Genomic DNA, 11,631 nt, shown 5'->3' on the forward strand with positions numbered 1-11,631 from the left:
AAAAAAAAACATTTAGCTCCTTGTCTGTAAGTTCCCGTTTCATGGCCATCCCCTATTAAGGAGTAATTGGATGTCGCCGCTTAGCGGCTCCTCTAAACCGCCCTACGTGCAATAACCGCTGTCAGATTCTTTCGTCTCCGACCATCCAACTATCGTATCGCTTTACAGTTCGTGCCCATAAGCTCGCTCCGCTCACGGCTTAACAGGGTGAAGAGCGATGCCTGCTCCCTGATCTGTCCCCGTTGTTATTAACGGGTTGATCGTCGATGATCCTTTCAATCTTTAAGTACCGCTTCCCATTCCCTAATGGGCATAAAAAACGCTTACGAGTTTCACTGTGCGATTTTTTCTCTTTAAACACATCTGCCAACCTGAAATCCAAAAACCGCTCAAAATCGTTTTCAGGCCGTTTTACGGTGATCCAGAAATCGGATCGCAAAGTCCGTAAAACCGATTTTATCTCGTAATAACCGCCTGAAATTTCCTGCACGAGGTGCAATTGTGAACATTTAGACCAAGGTTAAATAAACCAGTAACCTAACCAGATAACGACATCTTATTGATTTTATTATTGAATATTTTCACTTAAACCGTTAATCTGACAACGCTATCGGCAAAATCCGATAGTCGGGGATTTGTAACCCCGCAGTAGCCGTGTTTCCCCCCGAAACATCGTGTCGTTATCACGATTATTTTTCATTTTCCGCAATTGGCTGGTTTTTTTACATAAAACTGTCTTATGAGAAGCGGTTTTCTCGAATAGATTGATTTTAAAAGCTTTTTCTTGAGGGTTTTTATTTCTATGTGATAATCACGAGTATCTAATAAATATGGTGAATAAGTGATATACGATGAAGATGGATTATATAACAGAGGAAGCCAAATCAAGACGTTACTATTGGATTGGTGAAATAGTTAAGTTGAGTGGTAATTTTGTTAATGACTCAAGTCGAGTAGAGCAAGAGATTATCGATGAAGTTCGCGTATCAGGTAGTTCAGCATTAATGGACCATCTAAGGCTATGTACAGCTATCCCGGAGTCTTACGTTCATGATTCTAGTGAAGAAAAATTATATTCTAAATATACGGATGCATTGATATCTGAATGTTTTAAATTTATTGGATTAAACAGTATTGTATTGACAGAAAGAGCTGATGCTGCCGATGTTGAAGCCTCTAGTAAAAATTTTTCGTTTGTAGCTGATGCGAAAGTATTTAGATTGAGTAGAACAGCAAAAAATCAAAAAGACTTTAAAGTTCAAGCCATGGATGGATGGCGCCATAGTAATGATTTTGCAATGGTAGTTTGTCCAATATATCAATTACCCACAAAAAATAGCCAAATATACCAGCAAGCAATATCAAGAAATGTTTGTATATTTACGTATACTCATTTGGGGGTATTGGTTAGATACTCAGAAGTAAGGGGTAAACAAAAAACTATTGATTTGCTTCATGATATTTTTAAATCAGTATCATTTCTTAATCCATCAAAAGATAGTGTTCAATATTGGACGATGATCAATAGAACAATATTAGAATTTGATAATGACATAAAAAATCTGTGGTTAGATGAAAAAAAAGCCACAGATGAAGGTATTTTTGTTTCAAAAGAAATAGCACTGAAATTCCTTTCTAACGAAAGAAAAAGAATATTAAATATGACAAAGGAAGAAGCGGTTTCTGAGTTAATAAAAATGAATAAAATAACATCTAGAGAAGAACAAATAAGGAAAGTAAACAATAATAATATATTGTTACTTTCCTGAGTTAATTAAAATAAATTTTTGCTTGAAGTTATTCGTTTTAGGCTAATATCTACATAGTTTGAATCTATATCAAAGCCAATGAATTCTCTATTTAGTTCATTGGCTGCTACTAATGTAGAACCACTACCACAAAACGGGTCAACTACAAGCTGTCCCTCTTGAGTTGTTAACTCTATAAGTGTTTTCATTAAAGATATTGGTTTTTGCGTTGGGTGATAACCACTCTCGCCTTTGGAAAAACCTGAAGATATAACATTTTCCGCTCTTCCCGTGTTTCTAATAAATGACTCTTGGTTATAAGCACCAACACCATGTAAAAGAGCATTATCAGCTATAGTACCACCTATTTTATACGGTTTTGAAAACCAAAGAATCGGTTCAAAAGTTGGTTGTAAGTTACCAACTCTCCATCCATCCCATCTTTTTACATTATCAATATCACCTCTGCGTTCATATACACAACTTAGTCTTTGTGCTCGGTGAGGTGCTTTGGTTCTCATCCACGCCAACATATCTTTTAAATTGAAACCAGCGTTTTCCATTGAGCATATACATCTATGAGAAAATCTGCGACCAGCGAAAACTATTGCACTGGCTCCAGGTTTTAATATCCTAAACCATTCAGAAGCCCAAGTATCACACCATTCCTGATATTCAATAGGAATCCTTCTATCAGCTTCTGACCAACCGTTGATTGGTTTCCCTCTTTTTTTAAAAATAGCACCTGTTTTTTTCTGAGCAGGACTAGAGCCTAGATAAGCTGAGTTTGTGTTATTGTGTAAAACATCCCAATCTTCTGCTCCTATACCGTAAGGAATATCACTTAGAATCAGATGAGTTGACTCTGATTCTATTTTTTTTATCAACTCAATAGAGTTACCTTGCTGGATAGAATTTTTTTTTATAGTTAACAAATCATTATCGTGCATTTTTATAACCAATTTATTGAATTTAATTCATTGTATCCGTTAACAATGAATTCTTCACTGTTTGTATTTTGAAGTTTAAGCTCGAAGTAATGTACTACCTAACAGTTAATGACTTTTTGTCATTATCGCACTTGTTTAACATAAATGCCTCAAATTTGTCCGTATTTAGCCAATATTGTTTCTAGTTTCACTCTCTGCTTTGCTGTTAACCATGAAAACGAACCATTCAGATCATACTTACTCTGCATATCTTGCATGAACTTAGTCTCAAATTTTGATAGCTGAATTTGAGCACTAGAAGTCTCAATAAGTGTTTTTATTAACCCTGTATGTAATATGGAATCAATAGTCATTCCCGTGGACTTGACTGATCTTGTTGTATTATCTTTCGATAATTCGGTTACAAGATCGATTTGTTTATCTAATATGCATTGAAAAATCAATGTATCCGCAGGACGACCCTTTTTCTGAATGGTCAATTTCATGTTGCTGAATGAATTAAGATCTTTAACTATTGGCTTTAAAACCCAGTGGTTAAGTAATTTATATTCTGGATAATTGTTCTCTAACATGAGCATAAATTTAAACTAAGAAATACTTATTTCTATATTTGATTTATTGGTTTTTCGTTGCGTTAATTCCTTTAAAAGCCATTCATAAATCCGCATTTAGTATTTATTTTCAAATGATTTAACATGTTCAAAATTATATTTAATGAATATTTTTGAATGGAATAATAGTGGTTGAATGTATTCACTAAATACTAACTCTAACGTCTGATTTTCTCTATTAAACTCAGCATAGTTAACCCATTGAGAAATTCGTTTAGATACGGCTCCTGTTGGATAAATTAATTCTATAGTTCTTGTCATTAATTCACTGGTAACTTTATTTAATCTCCCCCCTGCATTTTCTTTTCTTATACCCATCATCTTGGCGTATTCAGTGCATGTGAATTTTACTGTTATCTGTTCAATTGTTGGGTTTTCTATTGTGGGATTTAGCAATGCTACACAACATAGAATTAATTTTGTTTCATGTTCTGTAAGGTCATAACGACTGACCGCTAATTCATTGGGTTTAAAAAACAACATAACTAAAACAAAAGGTTATGTCAATAATACAACCTTAACCTTTCTCTTGTAACTATTTGAATTTACTTTTATTTTTTACAGAATAAAGAAAGAATATAAAAGATAAAAAAGAATAGATTCCTGGGTTGTGGATAATTCTAATTAATTAGTCGATACAGCCATGTTTCATAAGTATCTAAACGGCTGTCGCAAACAAAGTTTGCTTATTTTAAAAACACATAAAAATCAAAATATTAGTAGCTCCATCGCGTCGCGAGGGCAAATCGCGGCACATTTCTTTTGTCTCCGACCATTTAACAACAGAGTCGAGTCGCTGAAAATACCGTGCCCTTAGGTTCGCTTCGCTCCCTGTTTAACAGGGTGAAGGGCGATTCCTGCTCCTTGATCAGTCCCCCTCTGTTATCAGCGGGTTGATCGTCAATGATCCTTTCAGCCTTTAAGTACCGCTTCCCATGCCTTAATGGGCATAAAAAACGCCTACGAGCTTCACTGTGCGATTTTTTCTCTTTAAACGCCTTCTGCCAACCTGAAATACAAAAACCGCTCAAAATCGTTTTCAGGCTGTTTTCTTTTCATATAATAGTGCGCTTGGAGATCGGAAATCTGTGTACATTAAGCCTATATTGGCAACTCAGATTGTTGCATTGGGTGTACTCCCGCGCAGTAAGGCGTTTGCACCGTGTAACCGTCATAAGCCATAACCTAAATACGATACGACGAGTAAGATAACTTATAAGCTATGCCTATTTTCGCTAGATCAATCAGTTGCGTGTCTTGAACGGTTAAAAACCGCTCTAAATGTACAATAATTTCCGTTCTCCAAACTGACCCCTTTTAGGACAAAGGATTAGTTGGATTTCATCGAAAAAATATATATTCTTGAAAAAATAAAATAAAAATTATAGTGTCCCAAAAGAGAGAACTAACTAAAAAAACAATTCAAGAAAGTAAGGAGTAAAAATATATGAGCTGTTCGACAGGAAAAATCGTTAGCGCCCTAATAAATTTTTGGGAAATTAGTAATGAGCCGTGGGGTGCTAAAGATAACAACTCAAAATTTATATATGCTAATAATAAATACAATGAATTAATTTCACTGCCCAAAGGATACGACGTAGGAGGATATTACGATGGTGAACTTCCTTCAACAACATCAGATTTTCAAGATGAATTTCAAAAACATGATAGAAAAGTAGAATCATTATTAGACAGAGTTACGTCTATTGAAATTCACCCTTTCAAAGGTCTCGACTATCTGCAACCATGGTACTTTGACAAATTCCCATTAATAGACGAATCAGGTGAATGCAGGGGGACTATTTTCCATGGAAGGCCGGTAGACACTATAACACTTGAAAAGCTAAAAAAAATAAATATCCAAACATCCTTAATTTTCACCCCCCCATCAGAAATATTCAGTAAAAGGGAATGGGAAATTATATTTTACATAATGCAAGGTTATTCTACTAAAGACATAGCAGAAAGACTGTTTGTGTCTCATCGAACAGTTTCAAACCACATCCAGAACGTGTACCAAAAAACCGAAACAAATAGCAGAAAGAGCCTCGTTGATTACTGTTATGAGCATAACATAGCTAACTATGTCCCTGAAAATTTTTTCAGGGAACAGAAGTCCATTCACTTTAATGAATAGTTATTTACAGATATCCTCAAAACCCACTCTATCATGAGATAAATGAGATTTCGGGCATAAAAATATCAGTTCAACATCGTTATGAGATGCCAGTTGATGTGCTGTATTTTGATGAATACAAAAAATACAGCCTTTTGAAAATTTTTCTTTTTTTATATTAATAATTTCATTATCTACCACATCCCCTGTCCATATTTCACCATCACCGGAAAGTATAATATACCATTCATCTCCTTGGCTATGACTATGACATCCCACTTTCTTCCCCGCACTTATAAATGTTGCATAAGCATTCAGTCCATCTTTTTCTATAATACGCTTTATAGAAATGCCGACTGCGTCATCTTTGGTGGCACCGTCTGTAGAAAATTTTGCGAAATCAATCATAGCTATATCCTTATCTTTAAATTAAGTAATGTTTACTCTTTTTCACAACAGCCAGAATAATGCATAATTAAAATTATGCTCTACATAAAAATAATCATAATAAAGCCATTGTGTAATATACAAATATAAATTATCCAATACCAGGGAACCTTATTTTAGATGCGCTGCATGTAAAATGCGACATCTGTTTTAACTAATTGTTATAAATGTATTTTTTCGTATTCAATTTCAGTTGATTAAATGTCAGAAATCATTGTACGAATAGAAATACCTGTCCGAAAGTCATTTTGCTTAGTTTCATAAAGCCTCCTGAGCGTAATGGTTATTGCTTCTGCTCGCTCGGCTTTCTTTCGTTTTCTGCAATTAGTTGATCACCCATGGTCTTTAATGTCTGTAGTTTCTCCGGCGGACAGTCAGTCAGTTTTGACAGTGCTCCGACGAACGCCCCCGCATCAAAGCGGAGCTGTCCGGTTTTTTTGTCAATTAATCCCGCAAGGCTGACCAGTCCTGCCACCTTAAACATTTCATGGTTTCGCGCCTTACGTGCTGCCAGCTGTTCTGCATTGATAATCTTTGCCGCTGCGCCTTTGGCTTTCATGGCTCTTTCTGCTGCTTTCTCTGCCCGTATCAGTACCGCGAGCTTGCGTTCCTCTTCACGTGTCCGGTTCTCAATGGTTGCCAGTTTCACGAGTAGTTTCTGGTGCTCAGTGGGTGATTTTAGTCCCCTGATGTAGTTAATCCTAGATCTTAGCCATTCGTCATTTTTGTTCATGATTACCTTATTCTCCGGTGTTGGTACTTTAGTGTTTTTTCATTACCTATAATTCTAACCTTTCGTTCGCCTATTGCAAAATTTGTATAATGCAAATAGGCGAACGAAAGGTTAGAATTATAGGTAATGCGCGCTTAGATGTTTCTTATCTTCGCTAAGAAACACGCGTTGGGGCACAGCCCCAAATTATTACACCGAGAGGTATATCATTATGGCGATAGCCCGATTAAGCGTGAAAGTCGGAAGGAAAGGCAAAGGTGCACAACATTCCGCCTACATTGCCCGTGAAGGAAAGTACAAAAATAGACTTGAGCGGGGAGAACGGTTAGAAGCCACGGACTCTGGCAACATGCCCGCATGGGCGAGCGCAGAGCCTCAACAATTCTGGCAGGCAGCGGATGCTTTCGAACGGCAGAACGGGACGGCTTATCGGGAGATGGAGATTGCGTTACCTCGTGAGTTGATGCCCGAACAACGAGAAGCGCTGATCCGTGACTGGGTAAGGAAAGAACTGGGTGAGCGGCATGCTTATCAATGGGCTATCCATGTTCCCGCCGCCGCCGACGGCGGTGAGCAGCCCCATTGTCACCTGATGTTTTCAGAGCGGCTCAATGACGGGATCGCCCGCGATCCCGAACAGTATTTCAAGCGCTTTAACCGGAAAACACCGGAAAGAGGCGGTAGCCAGAAAGCCAACACCGGCTTAGATCCAGTGACAAGGAAGGCGCAACTTGTTGCGCTACGTGAACGCTGGGAGGTGACCTGCAATCAGCATTTGGAACATGCCCAGCTCCCTGAACGTATCGACATGCGCAGTTATGCCAAACAAGGCGTAAGCCTCGTACCAGAGAAAAAGATGCTTCCGAGCGAATGGCGGCAGCCCCAACAACGGAGCGTCATCACGGAGTACCGTCATATCCGGCAGGAGCAGATGCGCAGCCTTAAGGCTGTCCAGTTTGTGGAAAAACAGGAAAATTTAGCTTATTCACCTGAAATGACGTGTAATATGCAGAATTTCCGGAATAAACACGATTTAGTCAATGGAATGCAGCGTTTCAGAGAAGATTATCAACAAGATAAAGAGGATAAAGTGCGTCAGGCACAGGAAGCGCGGCAACGTTTAGAAGAACAACAACGCCAAGCAAAACAAGCAAGATTGCTGGAAAGGCAGCGAGAAGAGCACGAACGGCAGGAACGCCAACACGCCGAGCAGAAAAAGATGCAACGACGACGACATAAGCCAGGTTATGACCTGGGCTTTTAGCAGGAGTACACATGAAAACGTTAACGGATTTTGAAAAAATAGCGGGCTATCTCACAGTGCTGGAAGAGCAACAGGCGATTGTGACAGACATGATAAACGAGATGGCAGAGGCCAAGAATGATGCCTTTGATGCCATCTTGGAGGCTAAAGCCTCGCTGAATCTGGCAACGGAGGTACTAAAACAACAATTGGCCGAGCTGAACCACATTGAGATACAGAAAGCGCATATGACCCATGTTCTGTCAGAACTGAATGTGATTGAGCATAGAACCGCCAATTCGATGGAGGCCAACGCCGCTCAGTTCAGGGAACTGGCCAGAACCGTGCCGGCTGAAATTAGCCAGAATATTATGGTCACTATCCAACAAACGGATATTGTGGGGGCTGTCCGGCAGAGAACGGATGCGCAGATGGAGGCGATAGCCCAACAGGTTAACCAGATGACTGAGCGCAGCCATGGTATTGCGAAAGCTATCAAGGCCGCTGAGGACGATCTCCAATGGCGCTATGACCGGCTTCAGCGCTACTTTTGGTGGATGATTGGTGGTGCAATGTTGTCGATAGGGATTGTTACTGGTGTCAGTGCCAACTTTTTCTTCAGTAAAGATGTGGACAGAAACTTCAACGCCATAGCCAGCACTTATCGGCTGGTCGAGGAACTTAAAACGCAGTGTCATACCCCGACAGATAAACTTGATCTGCTTCCCAATAATTCAGAAAATCTAAAGAAAAAATAGCTGAGTCCGATAAGATATTAGACAAAATATCAATAAATTATCATGTTATGTAATTTTATGGGGTATAAAATGAGTAGAAGTGAATTTGAAAGAGCATTTATGGATGGTTCTATTGGTTTTGAAAATGGAACATTAGTACCTTTAAGTGATAGCAAATTAATAAGAGAAAAAAGATATTCTGAACTTGAAAATGAACTTCAAAAAAAATTTCATGACAATGAAGAACTTTATGTTTTTTTAACGTTTGAAGAAGCTATCCATTTTGTAACAAATATATGTGGACCAAACCCTAATTCATCATGGAAAGAAGCTGGTTATTTATGTATGGATATTGTTACATCATTTACAGGTAATATTATTGATGCTAAAGGTTTTTATAAATTGTCAAAAGAACTCAGTAGTAATTTTGGAGTTAAAGTTACTGAGTTTGTTGATAGATACGGTAATAGAAGTATAAAGTTAACCGGATCAACAGGTGTTAGAAAATTTTTAACCGCTGCTAAATATAAAGTGAATAATTGGAAAATAATAGATATGGGTATAGGAACACAAGGAATGAAAAATGGCCTCATCGATGGAACTAGAAAAGTTGTTTTTGTCGCAGCGGGTTATCGATTATTAGAACTTGCATTTAGAGATGAATATGATATTTATAATTTCTATGGAAATATAACCATGGATGCGGCAAAAACAGCCGTTGGATTTTTGGCTGGAGTTGTAGTTACAGCTGCTGCTGGAATGTTTTTAGCTGCGGGTACTTATGCACTTGCTGTAGCTGCCACGGCACTTGTGGTTGGATTTTTGGTTGGGTCTCTATTATATTATATTGATAATAAATATGGGTTAAGTAAAGCGCTGATAGACCATTTGCGTAAAATGGATGAATTGGAAGCTAAATATCCGAGACCATGTGTTCAACCATTTGGTTTCCCTTGTCAGGAAATAAAATTAAAATGGTAATTTTATTATGATGGAAAAGAGGATGGTATGGATAATAAGAATAAAATCATTGTTATAATAGGTTCATTTTCTTTAATTTTAGCTATGATATTTTGTGTTATATTTATTTTTGAGGATATTTTATCCATCCTTAATGGAAAAGATGAAATAAATTTCTCTTGGAAATCCATTGCTATTTTATCTGGATTTCCAATTTTTTTATATATGTTCTCATGCGCTTTTTATTATAGTGTTACATCAAAAACCATGAAGCTTAATAATAAACTAATAAAAATACTCACTATTGTTTTTTTTGTTTTTTTATTTTTAAGTTTTCCATTTTCTTGGTATTTGGATTCAAAATTGAAGGAGGAAGGATATGTTGTTTGTGAAAAAATGTCAGTTGGCTCACTGAATAAATATGTGAGATATCCGGAAATGTGTAACTAAGCATATGTATAATATATGCTTAGTTTTTTTTCAGAAAACTCTGTCTTCCCATATACTATAGGCAGATGTACCTGCCGTTTTATGATTCCATGTTATAGATTTGTAATTTAGTACAACTTTTTCGTATGGCATCATATCATGATCATTTATAGAATGTGGGTAGACACAGGAAATATCTGCGATAGTTGATTCTGTTATTTTAATTTCATAAAAAAGTTCTAACTGTCCTGTCTGACTTGTTCTGTAGAAAATAAATGCACCGTTCAATGATTCGTTAGAATCTATTGCCATGGATAATAGAGGAGAAGATTTGTCTATTGGTTTAATAAACTGTATAGGGCTATGGCTAACATTTTGTTGACGGGATATAGAGTGGTTTAAGCTGAGTACTTGTATTTGATCTTCGTGTCCTTTTTGGTATCGGTTCCCTATCGAATCTAAAGTAGAACACCCTGCTGATATTAATCCTTGATTCTTGCCGTTTAAGGTTAAATAAATCATATATGACATAAAATTACCATCCTAGTCTTTTAGAACTGAGAAAGATAAATTAACATACAAGTTAAATTTTCAATAGTCATTTAAAGCAAAATTTATTTTGTTACTCGAATTAGTTAATTTGAAATAAGAATGGCGCTTTAAATCACCATTCTTATTTGCTTTTCTTCTTTGAATTGAAAGTGAAGAGCTACTACGTCTCGCCCTTTTTTTACCATATCTACAGAAACAATTAGGTCGCTTTTTTCATTCAGTTCTTTAATGCAAGGTTTTAATAAAAGCTGGTTTAGTGCTCTAAATTCTTTGTATTTATTTTCTAAATTCAATATTGAACGAAAATCCTCTACGCTAATCAGTCTGTCGCCTATTGTTTTAAACTGCATTAATAACTCATAAATACGGATGCTGTAGGTACGTTTGAGAGCCGATACGTTCTTAACGGCGATACTGGTAAATTGCCCTTTAAGCTGGGTAAGATAAGGCATAATTGAATCAGCGAACGTGATTTCAATTTTCCCATCTCCAATAAAATATTTAGCTTTACGCTGAATCCAGCGTATTTCTTCTTTGTTGTTTTTCCAATGAATATGAATCCAACGTTCTGAAAGACGGTCTATTGCTTCTTGCAAGCGTTCTTCAGCGTGCTTGTGTCCCATGTCAGGGAAAGCGAGATAAAACTCATTAGCGGTCAGTTGAAAGGTTTTCTCTGGTATTTCATTTTTCGGATTGAGCTTCCCAATACATATCAGTAAAACTCGCTGTTCCTGCAAACTTAGTTTGTAGCTGGCCTCGATTAAGGCATTTGATTTGTAGGCTATCAGTTCACTCATGAGATAGGTACCATAAATATGCAATATACATAAAATAGACATTGCATTACATTTACGCAATGTTTTTTTTATTCATATTGCATAAGACTGTTAGTTTTACCCCTTTTTATATTGCACATTACCCCTTTTTATATTGCACATTACCCCTTTTTATATTGCACATTACCCCTTTTTATATTGCATATATCTACTTACTATATTGATTTTTATGGAAAAAAAACCACCTAAAACAAGAATAAAAACAAGAAAAACAAGTTAAAAAGGGTGTGCTCTGTGGATAAATCGCAAAAAATTGTCAGATCCGTCAC

The 11,631-nt window shown here is 36.9% G+C and carries 14 protein-coding genes; 7 read left to right on the top strand and 7 right to left on the bottom strand.

The window, feature by feature from the left end; all coding sequences use genetic code 11:
• Nucleotides 1-266 precede the first annotated feature (266 nt).
• The gene (locus PSI22_RS19990) at nucleotides 267-467 is read left to right on the top strand and encodes a hypothetical protein (RefSeq protein WP_273581264.1); all 201 of its coding nucleotides are present in this window, start codon (nucleotides 267-269) and stop codon (nucleotides 465-467) included.
• Nucleotides 468-851: 384 nt separating this feature from the next.
• The gene (locus PSI22_RS19995) at nucleotides 852-1,769 is read left to right on the top strand and encodes a HindIII family type II restriction endonuclease (protein ID WP_273581265.1); all 918 of its coding nucleotides are present in this window, start codon (nucleotides 852-854) and stop codon (nucleotides 1,767-1,769) included.
• A 5-nt stretch (nucleotides 1,770-1,774) separates the two neighbouring features.
• Here the strand turns inward: PSI22_RS19995 and PSI22_RS20000 are convergent, their stop codons facing one another.
• The 3 genes from PSI22_RS20000 to PSI22_RS21590 form a co-directional block, all read right to left on the bottom strand.
• Nucleotides 1,775-2,698: a DNA-methyltransferase gene (locus PSI22_RS20000; protein WP_273581266.1), complete on the bottom strand. Its 924-nt coding sequence runs from the start codon at nucleotides 2,696-2,698 to the stop codon at nucleotides 1,775-1,777.
• Nucleotides 2,699-2,847: 149 nt separating this feature from the next.
• Nucleotides 2,848-3,276, bottom strand: a complete 429-nt coding sequence (locus PSI22_RS21585; RefSeq protein WP_370689052.1) for a hypothetical protein — start codon at nucleotides 3,274-3,276, stop codon at nucleotides 2,848-2,850.
• Nucleotides 3,277-3,366: 90 nt separating this feature from the next.
• Nucleotides 3,367-3,792, bottom strand: a complete 426-nt coding sequence (locus PSI22_RS21590) for a replication initiation protein (RefSeq protein WP_370689053.1) — start codon at nucleotides 3,790-3,792, stop codon at nucleotides 3,367-3,369.
• Nucleotides 3,793-4,756: 964 nt separating this feature from the next.
• On the opposite strand from PSI22_RS21590, the gene PSI22_RS20010 reads away from it, so the two are divergent.
• Entirely contained in the window at nucleotides 4,757-5,446 is a 690-nt protein-coding gene (locus PSI22_RS20010) for a helix-turn-helix transcriptional regulator (RefSeq protein WP_273581267.1), read from the top strand.
• On the opposite strand, the gene PSI22_RS20015 is transcribed toward PSI22_RS20010, so the two are convergent.
• Nucleotides 5,447-5,833, bottom strand: coding sequence for a cupin domain-containing protein (locus PSI22_RS20015; RefSeq protein WP_273581268.1), 387 nt, complete (start codon nucleotides 5,831-5,833; stop codon nucleotides 5,447-5,449).
• Between the two features lie 322 nt (nucleotides 5,834-6,155).
• Nucleotides 6,156-6,605 carry a hypothetical protein gene (locus PSI22_RS20020; protein ID WP_273581269.1) on the bottom strand — a complete coding sequence of 150 codons (450 nt, stop codon included), beginning with the start codon at nucleotides 6,603-6,605 and terminating at the stop codon, nucleotides 6,156-6,158.
• 211 nt (nucleotides 6,606-6,816) lie between these two features.
• On the opposite strand from PSI22_RS20020, the gene PSI22_RS20025 reads away from it, so the two are divergent.
• The 4 genes from PSI22_RS20025 to PSI22_RS20040 all read left to right on the top strand — a co-directional run bounded on the left by PSI22_RS20025 (nucleotide 6,817) and on the right by PSI22_RS20040 (nucleotide 9,995).
• Nucleotides 6,817-7,869: a MobA/MobL family protein gene (locus tag PSI22_RS20025; RefSeq protein WP_273581270.1), complete on the top strand. Its 1,053-nt coding sequence runs from the start codon at nucleotides 6,817-6,819 to the stop codon at nucleotides 7,867-7,869.
• An 11-nt stretch (nucleotides 7,870-7,880) separates the two neighbouring features.
• A complete protein-coding gene (locus PSI22_RS20030) occupies nucleotides 7,881-8,606 on the top strand; it encodes a hypothetical protein (protein ID WP_273581271.1) in 726 nt (241 codons plus the stop codon).
• 69 nt (nucleotides 8,607-8,675) lie between these two features.
• Nucleotides 8,676-9,566, top strand: a complete 891-nt coding sequence (locus PSI22_RS20035) for a hypothetical protein (RefSeq protein WP_273581272.1) — start codon at nucleotides 8,676-8,678, stop codon at nucleotides 9,564-9,566.
• Nucleotides 9,567-9,593: 27 nt separating this feature from the next.
• Nucleotides 9,594-9,995 carry a DUF1240 domain-containing protein gene (locus tag PSI22_RS20040; RefSeq protein ID WP_273581273.1) on the top strand — a complete coding sequence of 134 codons (402 nt, stop codon included), beginning with the start codon at nucleotides 9,594-9,596 and terminating at the stop codon, nucleotides 9,993-9,995.
• Between the two features lie 30 nt (nucleotides 9,996-10,025).
• Here PSI22_RS20040 and PSI22_RS20045 read toward each other — a convergent pair whose 3' ends face one another.
• Together PSI22_RS20045 and PSI22_RS20050 are read right to left on the bottom strand one after the other, a co-directional pair.
• Nucleotides 10,026-10,505, bottom strand: a complete 480-nt coding sequence (locus PSI22_RS20045; protein WP_273581274.1) for an Hcp family type VI secretion system effector — start codon at nucleotides 10,503-10,505, stop codon at nucleotides 10,026-10,028.
• A gap of 128 nt (nucleotides 10,506-10,633) precedes the next feature.
• Nucleotides 10,634-11,323, bottom strand: a complete 690-nt coding sequence (locus tag PSI22_RS20050; RefSeq protein ID WP_273581275.1) for a replication initiation protein — start codon at nucleotides 11,321-11,323, stop codon at nucleotides 10,634-10,636.
• Nucleotides 11,324-11,631 lie beyond the last annotated feature (308 nt).

The organism is Xenorhabdus aichiensis (genome assembly GCF_028598775.1).
GTDB classification, from domain to species: Bacteria; Pseudomonadota; Gammaproteobacteria; order Enterobacterales; family Enterobacteriaceae; genus Xenorhabdus; species Xenorhabdus bovienii.

Coding starts and splice junctions, on each gene's coding strand:
- PSI22_RS19990 (WP_273581264.1), top strand. CDS start 267: ATGATCCTTTCAATCTTTAAGTACCGCTTCCCATTCCCTAATGGGCAT.
- PSI22_RS19995 (WP_273581265.1), top strand. CDS start 852: ATGAAGATGGATTATATAACAGAGGAAGCCAAATCAAGACGTTACTAT.
- PSI22_RS20000 (WP_273581266.1), bottom strand. CDS start 2,698: ATGCACGATAATGATTTGTTAACTATAAAAAAAAATTCTATCCAGCAA.
- PSI22_RS21585 (WP_370689052.1), bottom strand. CDS start 3,276: ATGCTCATGTTAGAGAACAATTATCCAGAATATAAATTACTTAACCAC.
- PSI22_RS21590 (WP_370689053.1), bottom strand. CDS start 3,792: ATGTTGTTTTTTAAACCCAATGAATTAGCGGTCAGTCGTTATGACCTT.
- PSI22_RS20010 (WP_273581267.1), top strand. CDS start 4,757: ATGAGCTGTTCGACAGGAAAAATCGTTAGCGCCCTAATAAATTTTTGG.
- PSI22_RS20015 (WP_273581268.1), bottom strand. CDS start 5,833: ATGATTGATTTCGCAAAATTTTCTACAGACGGTGCCACCAAAGATGAC.
- PSI22_RS20020 (WP_273581269.1), bottom strand. CDS start 6,605: ATGAACAAAAATGACGAATGGCTAAGATCTAGGATTAACTACATCAGG.
- PSI22_RS20025 (WP_273581270.1), top strand. CDS start 6,817: ATGGCGATAGCCCGATTAAGCGTGAAAGTCGGAAGGAAAGGCAAAGGT.
- PSI22_RS20030 (WP_273581271.1), top strand. CDS start 7,881: ATGAAAACGTTAACGGATTTTGAAAAAATAGCGGGCTATCTCACAGTG.
- PSI22_RS20035 (WP_273581272.1), top strand. CDS start 8,676: ATGAGTAGAAGTGAATTTGAAAGAGCATTTATGGATGGTTCTATTGGT.
- PSI22_RS20040 (WP_273581273.1), top strand. CDS start 9,594: ATGGATAATAAGAATAAAATCATTGTTATAATAGGTTCATTTTCTTTA.
- PSI22_RS20045 (WP_273581274.1), bottom strand. CDS start 10,505: ATGTCATATATGATTTATTTAACCTTAAACGGCAAGAATCAAGGATTA.
- PSI22_RS20050 (WP_273581275.1), bottom strand. CDS start 11,323: ATGAGTGAACTGATAGCCTACAAATCAAATGCCTTAATCGAGGCCAGC.